14 protein-coding genes are annotated in these 15,202 nt (G+C 73.3%); 3 read left to right on the top strand and 11 right to left on the bottom strand.

The features are described 5' to 3' along the window. Positions 1–93: 93 nt before the first annotated feature. From OG550_RS21650 to OG550_RS21640, 3 genes are all read right to left on the bottom strand, one after another. The gene (locus tag OG550_RS21650; RefSeq protein WP_014137597.1) at positions 94–453 is read right to left on the bottom strand and encodes an NADH-quinone oxidoreductase subunit A; all 360 of its coding nucleotides are present in this window, start codon (positions 451–453) and stop codon (positions 94–96) included. A gap of 818 nt (positions 454–1,271) precedes the next feature. Beyond that, entirely contained in the window at positions 1,272–1,979 is a 708-nt protein-coding gene (locus tag OG550_RS21645) for a response regulator transcription factor (RefSeq protein ID WP_327679993.1), read from the bottom strand. Positions 1,980–2,094: 115 nt separating this feature from the next. Continuing rightward, positions 2,095–3,156 carry a sensor histidine kinase gene (locus tag OG550_RS21640; RefSeq protein WP_327679992.1) on the bottom strand — a complete coding sequence of 354 codons (1,062 nt, stop codon included), beginning with the start codon at positions 3,154–3,156 and terminating at the stop codon, positions 2,095–2,097. A 190-nt stretch (positions 3,157–3,346) separates the two neighbouring features. Between OG550_RS21640 and OG550_RS21635 the strand changes: the two genes are divergently transcribed. Beyond that, positions 3,347–3,964 carry a hypothetical protein gene (locus OG550_RS21635; RefSeq protein ID WP_327679990.1) on the top strand — a complete coding sequence of 206 codons (618 nt, stop codon included), beginning with the start codon at positions 3,347–3,349 and terminating at the stop codon, positions 3,962–3,964. A 63-nt stretch (positions 3,965–4,027) separates the two neighbouring features. On the opposite strand, the gene OG550_RS21630 is transcribed toward OG550_RS21635, so the two are convergent. Beyond that, the gene (locus tag OG550_RS21630) at positions 4,028–4,990 is read right to left on the bottom strand and encodes a DMT family transporter (protein WP_327684032.1); all 963 of its coding nucleotides are present in this window, start codon (positions 4,988–4,990) and stop codon (positions 4,028–4,030) included. Positions 4,991–5,269: 279 nt separating this feature from the next. Here OG550_RS21630 and OG550_RS21625 point away from each other — a divergent pair, with 279 nt between their 5' ends. Both OG550_RS21625 and OG550_RS21620 read left to right on the top strand, forming a co-directional pair. Further along, positions 5,270–5,911, top strand: coding sequence for a peptidylprolyl isomerase (locus tag OG550_RS21625; RefSeq protein ID WP_327679988.1), 642 nt, complete (start codon positions 5,270–5,272; stop codon positions 5,909–5,911). Positions 5,912–5,994: 83 nt separating this feature from the next. Next, positions 5,995–6,336 carry a MazG-like family protein gene (locus OG550_RS21620; protein ID WP_327679986.1) on the top strand — a complete coding sequence of 114 codons (342 nt, stop codon included), beginning with the start codon at positions 5,995–5,997 and terminating at the stop codon, positions 6,334–6,336. A gap of 326 nt (positions 6,337–6,662) precedes the next feature. Here the strand turns inward: OG550_RS21620 and OG550_RS21615 are convergent, their stop codons facing one another. The 7 genes from OG550_RS21615 to OG550_RS21585 all read right to left on the bottom strand — a co-directional run bounded on the left by OG550_RS21615 (position 6,663) and on the right by OG550_RS21585 (position 15,032). Next, positions 6,663–7,946 (bottom strand): geranylgeranyl reductase family protein, encoded by a 1,284-nt coding sequence (locus tag OG550_RS21615; RefSeq protein ID WP_327684031.1) that lies wholly within the window; start codon positions 7,944–7,946, stop codon positions 6,663–6,665. 235 nt (positions 7,947–8,181) lie between these two features. After that, complete coding sequence (locus OG550_RS21610) at positions 8,182–8,874, bottom strand: demethylmenaquinone methyltransferase (protein WP_327679984.1); 693 nt, start codon at positions 8,872–8,874, stop codon at positions 8,182–8,184. Positions 8,875–9,043: 169 nt separating this feature from the next. Then, a complete protein-coding gene (locus OG550_RS21605; RefSeq protein ID WP_327679983.1) occupies positions 9,044–9,631 on the bottom strand; it encodes a hypothetical protein in 588 nt (195 codons plus the stop codon). A gap of 358 nt (positions 9,632–9,989) precedes the next feature. Then, positions 9,990–10,700: an amidohydrolase family protein gene (locus tag OG550_RS21600; RefSeq protein WP_442906048.1), complete on the bottom strand. Its 711-nt coding sequence runs from the start codon at positions 10,698–10,700 to the stop codon at positions 9,990–9,992. Positions 10,701–10,714: 14 nt separating this feature from the next. Beyond that, positions 10,715–11,938, bottom strand: coding sequence for a cyclic dehypoxanthinyl futalosine synthase (mqnC, locus tag OG550_RS21595; protein WP_327679981.1), 1,224 nt, complete (start codon positions 11,936–11,938; stop codon positions 10,715–10,717). 162 nt (positions 11,939–12,100) lie between these two features. Continuing rightward, positions 12,101–13,858, bottom strand: coding sequence for a serine/threonine-protein kinase (locus OG550_RS21590; RefSeq protein ID WP_327679979.1), 1,758 nt, complete (start codon positions 13,856–13,858; stop codon positions 12,101–12,103). Between the two features lie 271 nt (positions 13,859–14,129). Then, the gene (locus OG550_RS21585; RefSeq protein WP_327679976.1) at positions 14,130–15,032 is read right to left on the bottom strand and encodes a menaquinone biosynthetic enzyme MqnA/MqnD family protein; all 903 of its coding nucleotides are present in this window, start codon (positions 15,030–15,032) and stop codon (positions 14,130–14,132) included. Positions 15,033–15,202: the final 170 nt, after the last annotated feature.

The raw sequence follows: 15,202 nt of genomic DNA, 5'->3' as shown, positions 1-15,202 counted from the left end.
TGCCCTCAAGTCCTGTGGTTCATCCGCCTGTTCAGGCTTGTCCGCTCGTTCACAAGCTCCGGCGGACGCCCGGCACCCAGTCCCGTTCCGGGCTCAGTCCCACTCCAGACCGCCGCGCCGCCAGACGTAGGCGTACGCAACGAAGACGGTGGCGATGAACAGGAGCATCTCGACCAGCCCGAAGATCCCCAGGGCGTCGAAGCTCACCGCCCACGGATAGAGAAAGACGATCTCGATGTCGAAGACGATGAAGAGCATCGCCGTCAGGTAGTACTTGATCGGGAACCGACCGCCGCCCACGGGCTGCGGGGTCGGCTCGATGCCGCACTCGTACGCCTCCAACTTGGCCCGGTTGTACCGCTTGGGCCCGGTCAGTGAGGCCATCACGACGGAGCCGACCGCGAACGCCGCCGCGATGGCACCGAGTACGAGGATCGGCGCGTAGGCATTCATAGCCCCCGCTCCCTCCGTCCAGTCGTCCTTGACTGCAGATCGGAACCGACGGGTCACGCTGTGGTGAACCCGGCGTTCCAGTTCCCGTGATCCACCTCATGTGAGGCAGTTCACAAAGCCTGGAACGAGCGCATCCTATGCCCGTCGGCTTGTGATCTGCGACACGCAGTTCAGGACGATCTTTGTGATCTCCGCCACCTCGCGAATGGTGGTGAAAGTGAACATGGCGAGAGTTGTCGACACAAAGAAGTCAAATGATCACAACCAGTCGCATTTATCTGCGAAGCGGCAGGTCAGAGCTGCGCTCCTATATCAACTATGCGACTCGATGGGCAAATTTCTGGGCTCCATGTTGACGTGTTATAGCGGCTCACCCTCAGGGGTGGCGGCCTCCCGAACGCCCGCTTGACCCTTCGTTCACAAGCGCGCGAACAGGGAGCGGAGTTGGGGTGTCGGGGCGGGGTTCGGGGCGGGACGGGGCGCGGGCGAGGGCAAGGGCGCGGGTGTCAGGGTGGAGGTGTCGGGGACTGGGAGCAGCCCTGGGGGCGGCCGGGCACACGGCCCTGGGAGCGGTCGGCACTGCGGGCGGCCGGACGGCGAGGGGGCGAAGGCGCGAAGGGTCGACGGTGGTCGGCGACGGCGGGGGCTCGATCGGCGGGAGGGGCCCGGCCGACCGCAGGGGACCGGACCTCGGCCACTGCGGGCGGTGGTGGCGGTGGGCGCCCGGAGCACAGCGGGGTCGACTGCGGGCGGCACCAGTTGTGGGCGGCGGCGGGTCGCAGGGCGTTTCGTGCGGTGGTGGCGGCCGGATCTCCTGCTCAGGCCCCGGTTTCCCAGGCCCAGGCCGCGATGCCGACCCTGTTTCGCGTCCCGAGTTTTCGCTGGATGGAGGCCAGGTGGTTCTTCACCGTACCTGCGGTGATGAACAGCTCCGACGCGATCTCGGCATTGGTCGCACCGTCCGCGACAAGCGTCGCGATCTCCATTTCGCGCGCGGTGAGTTCCTCGACCGGACCGACGCGCGCCGGCTCCTTTCTCTCCTGCTTCTCCTGCCTCCGCTGTCGCCCCAGCCTCCCCCACCCCTTCTCCGCCTCGCTCGACCTCTGCTCTCCCGCTCGCGACAGCTGCCGCAGCAGTCGGACGGTGATCTGGGGGCTGATCAACGCGTCCCCCGCGACGGCGGCCCGGACCGCCTCCGCCAACAGCGCCGGGCCCGACCGCTTCAGGAGGAATCCCGCCGCACCCGAGCGGAGCGCCTCGTGCACGTACTCGTCGAGGTCGAAGGTGGTGACCACGACCACCCGGAAGTCCTCACCCAGCCGGCGGGTGAGCTCCAGGCCGTCGAGTCGCGGCATCCGGATGTCCGCGAGGATCACGTCCGGACGCAGTCCCCGGGCCAGCCCGATGGCCGCCTCCCCGTCCGCGGCCTCACCGACGACCTCGATGTCCGGTTGGGCGTCCAGGATGATCCGGTACGCACTGCGGATCGCCTCGTCGTCATCGGCGAGGAGCACCTTGATACTCATCGGTCCGCACTCCTTCCACCGGCCGGTACGGCCCCTGTCCTGTTCCTGTCGCCTTCGTCGGCGCCCCGACACCCTGCGTCCGAAGCCTCGGGACGGGCCCCGTACGGTGCCCGCGTCACCGTTCCCTCAGCGGCATCGTCGCCGTCACCTGCCATCCGTCGCCCTCCCGGCCGGAATCGAGCGTCCCGCCCAGAGCCTCCACCCGGGCCGCCAGCCCCACCAACCCGCTGCCGCCCCGGCGCGATCCGGGTACCGGCGCGCCACCGCCGTCGTCACGCACCACCACGACCAACCGCGGCCCCTGGTAGCGGACCCGGACGTCGACCACACGGACACCGGATGCATGCCGGCGGACGTTGGTCAGTGCCTCCACCACGATCCGGTAGGCGGTGGCCGCCACCTCCCGGGGCACCTCGGACTCTCCGCCCGGCGTGTCCAGCCGCACCGTCACCCCACCCGACTCGGCGAACCGCTCGGTGAGCTCGACCAGTTCGGCCAGGCCGGGCTGCGGGACGCGCCCCGGACCGTCCGCGTCCTCGCTGCGCAGCAGCCGAACGGTCCGGTCGAGGGAGGCCAGGGCCTGCAGCCCGGCCTGCTCTATCCGCTCGAACAGTGCCGCCGCCCGTGCCGGGTCCGAGGCCGCCAGTATCGTGCCCGCCTGTGCCTGCGCGACCATCCCGCTGACGTCGTGGGCCACGAAGTCGTGCAGGTCATGGGCGAGTTCGAGCCGCTGGGCACGGCGGGCGGCGGCCACCGACCGGCGCCGGGTGTCGTCCAGCTTGCGCAGGTAGAGCGCGATGACGACGGTCGGCAGGCCGACCATCGACCCGAACCCGAACAGGGTCAGCGCCTCCACCGGATTGCCGGAGGTGTCGAACCGGGCCGGCCACAGTGCCACCGCGGCGAGGATCGTCCAGGCCGCCGTCGCGGAACGCCAGCCGTCCTCCGCCCGCAACGTGACCACCACCACCACGGCCAGGAGGGCGAGTTCGACCAGCCCGACGACGCCGACCCACTGGTGCTCCTCACCCCAGCCTCCCGCGGCCCGCGCGGCGAGCGTGACCGACAGCGCGAGCACGCCGAGCGCACAGGCCGACGCCACGGCCCCGAACCGCGACCGCAGCGGCCAGCCCAGCAGAACGGCCACCGGGACCACCAGAGACAGGATCTGACTCATACTCGCCTCCCTTCGTACGGGAAGCCTACGGATCACCAGGGGGCTCCGCCTGTGCCGTTCGGCACATTTGCACGGCCGTTCCCAGCAGCGAAGACAGCCCGATCGGCACTGACGGAGCCCCAGCCCCGAGGGCCAGTCTTGATCCCGTCGGACCGGCCGCAGGGGCCGGACCGGAGAGGAGCCGACCAGCATGTCCGCCACCACGACCACCATGACCACCGCAACCGCCCTTCCCGCCGGGGCCACCGCCACGACCACCGGGACCGGGGCGAACCGGCGGGGCGCCGTCCGCGCCGTCCGCCCCGACGGCACCCCGCGCTGGGCCGAGGTCGCCGCGAAGGCCGCCGTCTGGACCACCGTGCCGTCCGGACTCTGGCGGATCGCCCTCGGGCTCGGCGTCCCGGTCGGCTTCAGCGGCGAGCTGGCCGCCGCCCTCGACCCCCTCCCCGGTTGGGGTACCGCCTACCTCCTCCTGCTGAGCACCCTGGGCGAGGCGCTGGCCCTCCTCACCCTCGGACTGGTCCGCCCCTGGGGAGAGGTGGTGCCGCGCTGGATCCCGCTGATCGGCGGCCGGACCGTCCGCCCGCTCGCCGCGATCGTCCCGGCCGCCGTCGGCTCCGCCGTACTGACCTGGATCGGCCTGAGCGGCCTGTTCGGCGGCTGGGCCTCGTCGATGAGCGATCCGGAGGCGCCCCACGGCACCTCCGGAGTGATCATGACCCTGTGCTACCTGCCGCTGGTCGCCTGGGGTCCGCTGGTCGCAGCCGTCACCGTCGCCTACACCCGCCGCACCCTGGGGCGCCGATGACGAGCTCGGCCGGAAGCCCGACGGCCGCAACGGCCGCACCCCGGCCCCGGCGACGCCCGCCGGTCAGACCGGAGCCCGCTCCGGCACCGTGTCCGCACCCGCATCCGCTGCCCCGGTACGCGGCGCGCGGGCAACCTCCCCGGGCGAAGCCACCGCCGTACGGCGTCCCCATTCGGTGGCGACCAGGACGAGGGCACCGCCCAGCAGGGCGAGCGGGCCGAGGTGGTTGCCGGCGAGGGTGATCCCGAAGACCGCGGCCCAGAGTGGTTCGGTACCGAGCAGCAGGCTGACCCTGGAGGGCGAAGTGGTGCGGACGGCCCACATCTGCACGAAGAACGCGAACAGCGTGCAGAGCAGCGCGAGATGCAGCAGCCAGCCCCACTCGGCGGGCCCGTACGTCGCGGCGACCGTCCAGGGCATCGGACCGACGAAGGGGGCGACGACGGAGAAGACCACGGTCGCGGTGGCGAGTTGGACCCAGGTGAGGGCGAGTGTGTCGGTCTCCCGGATCGCCCGGACGCGGGCGGTGGCCAGGACGTTGACCGTCCGCACGACGGCTGCACCGAGCACCAGGAGGTCGCCCGGGGACGGTGTCCGCAGCCCGCCGTCCCCGGTGAGCAGCGCGATGCCCACCACGGCCAGGCCGGCCGCCGCGAGGAAGGGTCGCGGCAGCGCGGTCCGGGCGAGGACGCTCTCCGCGAGCGGGGTGAAGACGATCGTGAGGCTGATGATCAGACCGGCATTGGTCGCCGAGGTGTGCACCGCGCCGAACGTCTCCAGGAGGAAGATCGCGCCGAGCACCAGCCCCAGGGACGCTCCGCCCAGCCACTCGGCGTGCCCCATCCGCCGCAGCCCCCGCCAGGCGAACAGACCCAGCAGCGGCAGGACCAGGCCGAACCTCAGCACCAGCATGGCCACCACCGTGTCAGGCTCGGCGACCCGCTGCACCGCCAGGAAGCTCGACCCCCAGACCACCGCCACCAACAGCACCGGCGCATCTCTGAGAACGGACGACGAAGCACGCATGGGCAGGACCTCTTCGAAGCGCACGGAACCGGCAGGCGAGAGTCCCGCACGACGTCGGACGGATCCCGGGGTTGAGCAGCGGACCGCCATGACGGCCGGACGCGAAATCCGGCCGGGGCGGAACCGGGGGTCCGCCATCCTTGCGCACCGGAGGCCGAACGATCAACGGCATTCCACCCTCTACCGGATCCCCAGCCCGCCGTGGATGATGTCGCCATGACAATGCAGTCATCCCCCACACACCGGAAGGCCCGTCAAGTGAGGCGCAAACACTGGGCGTTGATCGCCGCAGCCACCGTCCTGCCGCTCGCCGCGAGCACCGGCACCGCCGTCGCGGAGACCCGGTCGGCCGGCACCGCCGCCACCTGCGCGTACACCCCGGCGGTCCCCGCCGACAACTTCAAGGGCATCCCCGTCTTCGACGCCAAGAAGGCCGCCAAGCCCTACAGCGCGACCCTGAAGACCTCCCAGGGAGCGATCACCTTCCAGGCGCTGACCGACAAGGCCCCCTGCACCACGTTCTCGTTCCGGTTCCTCGCCGAACACGACTACTTCGACCGCAGCCACTGCCACCGGCTGACCACCCAGCGGATCTTCGTCCTGCAGTGCGGCGACCCGACCGGTACCGGCAGCGGCGGCCCGGGTTACTCCTTCCCGGACGAGAACCTGGAGGGCGCCACCTACCCCGCCGGCACCGTGGCCATGGCCAACGCGGGGCCCAACACCAACGGCAGCCAGTTCTTCTTCGTCTGGAAGGACACCAAGCTCTCCCCCGCCTACACCCCGTTCGGCCGGATCACCGCGGGGCTGGACGTCCTGCAGAAGATCGCCGCCGCCGGCGAGGACGACCAGAACAACCCCGGCGACGGCTACCCGAACCTCTTCGTCAAGATCCGCGACGTCCGGATCGCCAAGGACTGACGACGGTCCGGCTCGTCGCCGCCCCATGCCACCGCTCCCGTACGGTGGACCACGCCATCGACACCGTACGGGAGCAGCGCCGCATGGACAGCAGGATCTGGGAGAGCGTCGACCACGTGGTCGCCTGGCTCGACGAGGAGAGCCCGCTCCCTCCGCAGGAGGAGCGGCTGGCCCGCATCCTCAAACTCTCCGAGGAGGTCGGCGAGGTCAGTGCCGCCGTGATCGGCGCCACCGGCCAGAACCCGCGCAAGGGGGTCACCCACACCTGGGAGGACGTCCAGCACGAGCTCTGCGACGTCGTCTTCTCCGCCCTGGTGGCGCTCCGCACACTCACCCCCGACGCCGCCCGGGTCTTCGCCGAACGCCTCGCCTACGTCGAGCACCGGTCCGCCGCCAACCGCCGGCCCGGGGAGGAGCGGCACTGATCGCGGGGTGACGCACGGCGCCGAGGCACCCAGCCGCCCCTGCAGCCGGTCCTGCCGGGCCTGCGCGGCCTGCCCCCGTTCGGCAGGCCCGCGCCGCGCCGGACCGGCCTGCCCGCCCGGCGGCCCGGGCGACCCCTCACCGGGTCACCCTGAGACCCGAGAGCACGGCAGCCCGGCACCAAGAACCCAGCACCCATCACCCCGGCGCGGCAGTTCCACGCTCCGGGAGGCCGGGAGGCCGGGAGGCCGGGAGGCCGGGACGCCGGGAGGCCGGGACGCCGGGACGCCGGGCCGCCGGGCCGCCGGGCCGCCGGGACGCCGGGGGATCAGGCGTTCGGCGCGACCTTGGCGAGGCCGTTGATGATGCGGTCCATCGCGTCGCCGCCCTGGGGGTCGGTGAGGTTGGCCAGCATCTTGAGGACGAACTTCATCAGGATCGGGTGGGTCAGCCCGCGCTGGGTGGCGAGCTGCATGACCTTCGGGTTGCCGATGAGCTTCACGAAGGCGCGGCCGAGGGTGTAGTAGCCGCCGTAGACGTCCTTGAGGATGCGCGGGTAGGCCTGGAGGGCCCGCTCGCGACCGGCCTCGGTGACCCGGGCGTGGGCCTGGACGATGACCCCGGCGGCGATCTGACCGGATTCCATCGCATAGGCGATGCCTTCGCCGTTGAACGGGTTGACCATGCCGCCGGCGTCGCCGACCAGCAGCAGGCCGCGGGTGTAGTGCGGCTGCCGGTTGAAGGCCATCGGCAGGGCCGCTCCGCGGATCGGGTCGGTCATGTTCTCGGGGGTGTAGCCCCACTCCTCGGGCATGCTGGCGCACCAGGCCTTGAGCACCTCGCGCCAGTCCAGCTCGCCGAAGGCCGGCGAGGAGTTGAGGATGCCGAGGCCCACGTTGGAGGTGCCGTCGCCCATGCCGAAGACCCAGCCGTAGCCGGGCAGCAGCTTCCGCTCGCTGCCGCGGGTGTCCCACAGCTCCAGCCAGGACTCCAGGTAGTCGTCGTCGTGGCGCGGGGAGGTGAAGTACGTCCGGTAGGCGACGCCCATCGGACGGTCCTCGCGGCGGTGCAGACCCATGGCGAGGGACAGCCGGGTGGAGTTGCCGTCGGCGGCCACCACCAGCGGCGCGCGGAAGGTCACCGCGCGCTTCTCGTCGCCGAGGCGGGCCGTGACGCCGACGATCCGGCCGGTCCGGTCGTCCAGCACAGGGCCGCTGACGTTGCACCGCTCGTAGAGCCGGGCACCCGCCTTCTCGGCCTGACGGGCGAGCAGCTCGTCGAAGTCGGCCCGCTTGCGGACCAGCCCGTAGTCGGGGAAGGCCGACAGCTCCGGCCAGTCCAGCTCCAGCCGGACGCCGCCGCCGATGATCCGCAGCCCCTTGTTGTGGAGCCAGCCGTTCGCGGTGGACACGTCGATGCCCATGTCGACCAGCTGCTTGGTGGCGCGCGGGGTGAGCCCGTCACCGCAGACCTTCTCCCGGGGGAAGGAGGTCTTCTCCAGCAGCAGCACGTCCAGACCGGCCTGGGCCAGGTAGTACGCGGTGGCGGAGCCGGCCGGGCCGGCGCCGACCACGATGACGTCCGCGGTGCTCTCCACAACGCCTGCGCTCAGGTCAACGGCGGTCTCGGACACGGTGGGCACACTCCTGCTGGGGTCGGCCGGCCGTCGGGGGCCGGCGCGGCTGGGCTTGGACGAGTCTACGAGTTCCGGACCGGGCGCCGGCCGGAGCCACGGTCGGCACCGGGGCACCGGCCCCGGCGGGCCGCCCCGGCCCGACGGGCCCTTCCGCGCCCCGCCGGGCACCGCAGCGCCGCGCACCGCGGCGCCGGGCGGCCGGACCTGACGGTCAGACCTTGTAGGCCCGGTGCAGCGCCACGATGCCGCCGGTCAGGTTGCGCCAGGCCACCTTGGACCAGCCCGCCTCCTGCAGCATCCCGGCCAACCCGGGCTGGTCGGGCCACTCCCGGATGGACTCGGCGAGGTAGACGTACGCGTCCGGGTTGCTGCTGACCGCGGTGGCGACCGGCGGCAGTGCCCGCATCAGGTACTCGGTGTACACCGTCCGGAACGGCGTCCAGGTCGGCGTGGAGAACTCGCAGATCACCAGCTTGCCGCCGGGCTTGGTCACCCGGTGCATCTCGCGCAGCGCCGTCTCGGTCTCGTGGACGTTGCGCAGTGCGAAGGAGATCGTCACCGAGTCGAAGGTGTCGTCGGCGAACGGCAGCCTGGTGGCGTCGCCGGCCGTCAGCGCCAGCTCGGGGTGACGGCGCTTGCCCTCGGCGAGCATGCCGACCGAGAAGTCGCAGGGGACGACCTGCGCGCCCGCCTCCAGGAAGGGCAGCGAGGAGGTGCCGGTGCCGGCGCCGAGGTCGAGTACGAGGTCCCCCGGTCCGGCGGCCACCGCCTCGGCCACCGCCCGGCGCCAGGCACGGGCCTGGCCGAGGGAGAGCACGTCGTTGGTGCGGTCGTACTTGGCCGCGACGTCGTCGAACATGGCGGCGACTTCGTGCGGCTGCTTGTCCAGGGAGGCTCGGGTCACGACCCCATTGTTCACCCTGGGCCCGACGATCCGGGCAAGGGGGCACGTCCGAGGCGATCCGGGCGGTGCGGGCCGGGCCCTCCCCCGCGGAGGCGGAGGCCGGGGCCCGCGCGGCGGAGTCCCGGTGCGCGGGCGTCCGCCCGTGCCGCGTCCCGGCGCGGGCGGCGCGTCAGTGCAGGCCGCGCCGCCCGGCCGAGCGGCGCTTGCGACGCGAGCGCTTGCCGTGCGTTATCGCCGGCATTCCTTCGGCCAGCGCGCCGGTCGCCAGGGCCACGGTGGTGGCGATCCGGTTCTGCCCGCTCCGGACGGCCACGTCCCGCCGGTGCCGCCGGATCCTCATCAGGCAGACGACGAGGAGCACGATCGCCACCGGCACGCTGAACCGGGCCAGCCCGACGCCGAACGGCTGGGGGTAGGTGTCGCCGCAGACCCGGACCGCGCCCGCGTCGTCGGCCGCGTGCTCCAGGCAGACCGTGTCGCCGACCTTCACGCCGTCGGCGAGCGGCAGCGCGGCCGCGGTGTGCTGCTGGCCGACGGCCCGGTAGCTGACGGTGCTGTAGGAGCCGCCGCCGGCGGCGAGCTGGGTGACGGTGCCCTCGACTCTCACCGGGTGCGCGCCGATCCGGTCGGCCTGCTCGGCCTGACGCCAGCCCAGCAGGCACATGCCGACGGCCAGCACGGCACTGAGCACGGCGGTGAGGTACCAGCCACGGCCCAACCGCGGGAAGCGCGGCGGGGGGACGGTCGCGGATCGCATGGTTCCTGTCCTGGCTTGCGTTCGGGACCTCGGGCGGGGCCCCGCCACCCGGAGGACCCGGGCGGGAGTGTGGTGAGGGTACGGACTGAGCTGAGCCGGATGCTATCCGCTGGCGGGCCCTCAGGTCACGGCGAAGGGTGAATCAGGCGACCCGGCCGCCCGCACAGTTCGACGGCACACGAAGCAAGTCCCCTGCACCGCACGGGAGTACCGCCGCCCAGCGGAAAGCAGCAGTATGACGGTAGGACTACCAATGAGTAGCACGGGGACATCGGCGCCGCGTCGATCTCGGCGGCCGGCCCCGGCCCCCGCTCTCACCGGCCCCGACCCCCGCCCTCACCCGCCCCGGCCCTCCGCGTCAGCGTCGGCGGAACACGAGCCGCCCGGCCAGCACCGTGGCCCGGCAGCCACCGGCCCGCGGCCCGTCCGGGCCGGGCTCGAAGACGGCGAAGTCCGCCCGGCCCCCGACGCCCAGCCGGCCGTACACGGCCTCGGCGAACGGAAGCACCAGGAGCGGGTCCAACGGCCCCTCGCCGATCCCCGCCGCACCGGAGCCGCCGTGACCACCGTCGCCGCCGACGCCACCCAGCTCACCCAGCTCACCCGGTCCACCCGGTCCACCCGGCACGCTCAGCCCCGACCGCGCGACGGCCGTCCGCACCGAGGCCCGTTCGAACGGCCCGGTCACCGCCGTCACCCCGAACCCGAGCATCCGCTGCAGCCCGCGCCGGGCGCTCGCGCCGCACCGCGCCTCGTCGGCCGGCTCCCCGAGCCCCCCGAGGCCCCCGAGGCCCCCGGGCACCGGCTCGTCCCCGATCTCCTCGCGCGGGTCCGGGTGGTACGCGCACTCCAGCAGCCAGTGCCCGTGGGGGTTGCGGAGGCCGGGCGCGAGCAGCCCGTCGCCCCAGTCCCGCACCCGCGCCGCCGGGTGATCCGCCGCCAGCCCGGCGTACGGGCCGACGGCGGCGATCAGCCCGCCGCGCACGAGCACCGCCCCGTCGGCGTGGGACGGGGCGGTGGGATCGGCCGGATCGGGCAGCACACGGGCCGCCCGGTGCAGGGTCAGCACGACGGTGGGCGCGCTCAGCCGTTGTCGAGGATCTTCAGCTCGGGGTGCGCCGTACCGCCCTCGATCGCGGTGGAGGCGATGTGCGAGGCGACCCGCGGGTCGACCGGGTCGTTCGCCGGGTCGTCCAGCACCCGCAGGTGCTCGTAGGTGGTCGAGCGCTGGGCGGGGACGCGGTCGGCGGCCCGGATCAGGTGGATCAGCTCGGTGAGGTTGGACCGGTGCTTGGCGCCGGCCGCCGAGACCACGTTCTCCTCCAGCATGACCGAGCCCAGGTCGTCCGCGCCGTAGTGGAGCGACAGCTGGCCGGCCTCCTTGCCCGTGGTGAGCCAGGAGCCCTGGATGTGGGCCACGTTGTCCAGGAAGAGGCGGGCGATGGCGATCATCCGCAGGTACTCGAAGACGGTCGCCTGGGTCGACCCCTTCAGGTGGTTGTTCTGGGGCTGGTAGGTGTAGGGGATGAAGGCGCGGAACCCGCCGGTGCGGTCCTGCACCTCACGGATCATCCGCAGGTGCTCGATCCGCTCGGCGTTGGGCTCGCCGGTGCCCATCAGCATGGTGGAGGTGGATTCGACGCCCAGGCCGTGGGCGGTCTCCATGATCTCCAGCCAGCGCTCGCCGGACTCCTTGAGCGGGGCGATCGCCTTGCGCGGGCGCTCCGGCAGCAGTTCGGCGCCGGCGCCGGCGAAGGAGTCGAGGCCCGCCTTGTGGATCCGGGTGATGGCCTCCTCGACCGAGACGCCGGAGATCCGGGCCATGTGGTCGACCTCGGACGCGCCCAGCGAGTGGATCACCAGCTGCGGGAAGTCCGCCTTGATCGCCGAGAAGGCGGTCTCGTAGTACTCGACGCCGTAGTCCGGGTGGTGGCCGCCCTGGAACATGATCTGGGTGCCGCCCAGCTCGACCGTCTCCGCGCAGCGGCGCAGGATCTCGTCGAGGTCGCGGGACCAGCCCTTGGTGCTCTTCGGCGCCACGTAGAAGGCGCAGAACTTGCACGCCGTCACACAGACGTTGGTGTAGTTGATGTTGCGCTCGATGATGTACGTCGCGATGTGCTCGGTGCCGGCGTAGCGGCGGCGGCGCACCGCGTCGGCGGCGGAGCCGAGCGCGTGCAGCGGGGCCGAGCGGTAGAGCTCCAGCGCCTCCTCCGGGCTGATCCGGCCGCCGCCGGCCGCCCGGTCGAGCACGGCCTGCAGGTCGGTGCTGGGCGCATCGAGGGTGGTCGCTGCGAGCTCGGACACCTGACGGCCTTCTCTCTCTCGGGTACTGCTGGTCTTGCGGGCGCTGCCGGACGGGCACGGTCCCGGGCTGCACCGTCGGGTCGCAGCGGCGGACCGAACCGCCGGGCCGCGACACCGGGCTGCATCCGGTTCAGCCTACGCCAGCGCCTCCGCTCCCCCGCGTCAGCCCGCCCGCCGCAGCGTCCCGGAGGGGTTTCCGGCCTTCGGGTCGGCCGAGGTGAAGAGGACCGTGCCGTCCTTCTGCAGGGTCAGCGTCTCGGAGTAGGAGCCGCCGGTGCACGCGCCGGGCAGCGAGGAGCGGACCAGCCGGGAGGTGAACACCAGCTTCTCCGGCTCGGCCGAGGTGAGCGTCCAGGCGCCCTCGCAGCTGACCGAGAGCAGGCCGGTGAGCTCGTTTCGGCTGGTGGTGGCCTCCTGACCGAGCGCCGCCTTCCCGACGACCACGGTGGTCGTACCGGCGGGCACCCCCTTCTGGGTGGCCATCTCGCCGCGCCAGGTACCGAGGAAGGGTTCCGGGACGACGCTCGGCCCGCCGGCCGGGGCACCGCTCGCGGAGGCACTGCCGGACGGTGTGGCCGCGCCCGTCGGCGTCGCCCCGCGCGAGGGCCCGCCGGACGTGCTCGACGGCGGCGGCCGGGTCGCGCCCCCGACGGCCGGGCCACTCGGCGATCCCGAACCCGAGCCCGTCCCGGTCGCAGTCCCCGTCCCGGTCGCAGCCCCGGTCCCGATCGCAGTCGCAGTCCCCGTGCCCGCACCCGTGACGGAGGCCGGCGGGTCCCCCTTCCCCCAGAGCTGGAAGGCGCCGTACCCGCAGGCCGCCACCAGCAGCAGCGCGCCCGCGACGAGCGCGGCCCCGTACCGGCGCCGGGGTCCCGCCCCGCCCGTCGGCACCTCCCCGGCACCCGCGCCCCGCTCCGCTCCGGCACCCGGCCCCGCTCCGGCACCCGGACCGGGCCCGGGGACGAAGGTCGGTGTCCGGTCCGCCCCCGGCGCGGTCACGAACGACGACTCCTCCGCCTCCAGGTCGAGCAGCTGCACCGCGCTCCGTCCGACCGCCGCGGCCAGCGCCGGCGGCAGCCAGCCGCCCTGTCCCAGCCGGGCGAAGGCCGAGCCGTCCGGATCCAACCGGGCGCGCAGCTCCCGCGGTGTCGGCCGGGCCGCCGGGTCCTTGGCCAGGCAGGCGAGCACGGTCGAGCGCAACGGACCCTCGGCGAGACCGGAGAGGTCCGGCTCCTCGTGCACCACCCGGTAGAGGAGGACGGCGGCGCTCACGCCCTCGCCGAAGGGGTGCGCCCCGGTCGCGGCGTAGCCGAGCACGGCGCCGAGCGAGAAGACGTCGCTGGGCGCACCGGCGAGCTGCCCGTTCGCCTGTTCGGGCGACATGAAGCCGGGTGAGCCGACCACGTAGCCGGACTGGGTGAGCCCGCTGGCGGCGTCCAGCGCCCGGGCGATGCCGAAGTCGATCAGCCGCGGGCCGTCGAGGGTGAGCAGCACGTTGGACGGTTTGACGTCGCGGTGGACCAGCCCGAGGCCGTGGACGTGGTCGAGCGCCTCCGCCAGACCGGCGCCGAGGGTCCGGACGGCCGGTTCGGAGAGCGGCCCGTGCTCCGTGACGGCGGCGCCGAGCGCGGGGCCGGCGACGTAGCCGGTGGCCACCCAGGGGTGTTCGCCCTCGGTGTCGGCGTCCAGGACCGGTGCCGTCCAGGAGCCGCCGACCCGGCGGGCGGCGTCCACCTCCTGCCGGAACCGGGCGCGGAACTCGGCGTCCTCGGCCAGCTCCCCGCGCACCACCTTGACCGCGACCGTGCGGCCGCCCGCGGTCCGCCCGAGGTAGACCCGGCCCATGCCGCCCGCGCCGAGCCGCCGCAGCAGCCGGTAGGCGCCCACCCGGCGCGGATCGTCCGATCCCAGTGCCTGCATCCCCCGCACGCTCCCGTCGCCGCACGGCCCCGCCTCCGGGGCACGGATTCCGGGTGCAGACGCTACCGGGCGGGGAACCGCGGCGGGCCACATCACGCGGCCCGCCCCTTCCGGTCCACGGTCAGGACGCGCCGGACGCCGGACATCGCCGGACGCCGGAGATCCTCGGACGCGTGACGCCTGACGCCTGACGCCGGATGCCTGCCGCCTGACGCCTGCGGGACCGGTCCGTCCCGGCGCCAGGCCCCGGGAGGGTCCGGCCCCGACGGCGTCAGGCCACGACGGGCGCCGGTTCCAGCAGCCGCACCGCCACGTCCGGCGCGAAGCCGCTGTCGGGCGCGACCCGGCGGGCGAACTCGGCCAGCCCGGCCAGCTGCCGCTCGCCGAGCGAGAAGTCCAGCGCCTCGCTGAAGTACCGCTCCAGCACACCCGCGTCGAACGCCTCCCAGCGGGCCGCGTGCGCGGCGACCTCGCGGGCCTCCACCAGCGAGAGGTCCCGGGACTCCAGGAAGGCCCGGTGCACCGCCGCGGTCAGCTCCGGCCGGCGCTCGGCGAAGTCGCGGCGGGCGGCCCAGACCGCGAAGACGAACGGCAGGCCGGTCCACTCCTTCCACATCTCGCCGAGGTCGTGGACCGCCAGTCCCTGCGCGGCGGCCTGGCCGAGGTAGGCGCGGAGCGCCGGGTCGCCGATCAGGACGGCCGCGTCGGCCTCCGCGAGCATGGCGTCCAGGTCGGGCGGGCAGCTGAAGTACTCCGGGCGCACGCCCTCCCGCTCCTCCAGCAGCAGCCGGGCGAGCCGTACCGAGGTCCGGCTGGTGGAGCCGAGGGCGACCCTCCGGCCGTCCAGTTCGGCCAGCGGCACCTTGCTGACGATCACGCAGGACATCACGGGGCCGTCGCTGCCGACCGCGATGTCGGGCATCACCAGCAGCTCGTCCGCGTGCCGGAGGTACTCCACGCAGGTGATCGGCCCGATGTCGAGGGAGCCGCCGACCAGTTGGTCGCTGAGCTTCTCCGGGGTGTCCTTGGTGAGGTCCAGGTCGAGCAGGTTGCCGGTCCTGGCCAGTCCCCAGTAGAGGGGCACGCAGTTCAGGAACTGAATGTGCCCGACCCGCGGCCGGACCGGGACGGTGTTCTCCCCGGCGTCCAGCGTTCCCGCATCCGGTGCTGCCACTGCGCCGCTCCCTTGCTGTTCGTGCGCTTCCCCCGCAGGGTATGCCCGACGTTGCGGTAGTCCGGCACCGGCCTTCCGACACGCGCTCGCGCCGTCCCGGCCCTCCCCCCGCGGACCACCGCACGGACCACCGCGGGGCCGCATCGCCGGACACACCGCAGGAGCGCCGC

The organism is Kitasatospora sp. NBC_00458 (genome assembly GCF_036013975.1).
Lineage (GTDB): Bacteria > Actinomycetota > Actinomycetes > Streptomycetales > Streptomycetaceae > Kitasatospora.
The sequence above is the reverse complement of the archived record's forward strand: the minus strand, read 5'-3'. Positions and strand labels throughout refer to the sequence as shown.

Bases quoted from the DNA above. Each gene is read 5' to 3' on its own strand.
- OG550_RS21645 (WP_327679993.1), bottom strand. From the start codon at position 1,979: ATGAGTATCAAGGTGCTCCTCGCCGATGACGACGAGGCGATCCGCAGT.
- OG550_RS21620 (WP_327679986.1), top strand. From the start codon at position 5,995: ATGGACAGCAGGATCTGGGAGAGCGTCGACCACGTGGTCGCCTGGCTC.
- OG550_RS21630 (WP_327684032.1), bottom strand. From the start codon at position 4,990: ATGCGTGCTTCGTCGTCCGTTCTCAGAGATGCGCCGGTGCTGTTGGTG.
- OG550_RS21590 (WP_327679979.1), bottom strand. From the start codon at position 13,858: ATGCAGGCACTGGGATCGGACGATCCGCGCCGGGTGGGCGCCTACCGG.
- OG550_RS21650 (WP_014137597.1), bottom strand. From the start codon at position 453: ATGAATGCCTACGCGCCGATCCTCGTACTCGGTGCCATCGCGGCGGCG.
- OG550_RS21635 (WP_327679990.1), top strand. From the start codon at position 3,347: ATGTCCGCCACCACGACCACCATGACCACCGCAACCGCCCTTCCCGCC.
- OG550_RS21605 (WP_327679983.1), bottom strand. From the start codon at position 9,631: ATGCGATCCGCGACCGTCCCCCCGCCGCGCTTCCCGCGGTTGGGCCGT.
- OG550_RS21640 (WP_327679992.1), bottom strand. From the start codon at position 3,156: ATGAGTCAGATCCTGTCTCTGGTGGTCCCGGTGGCCGTTCTGCTGGGC.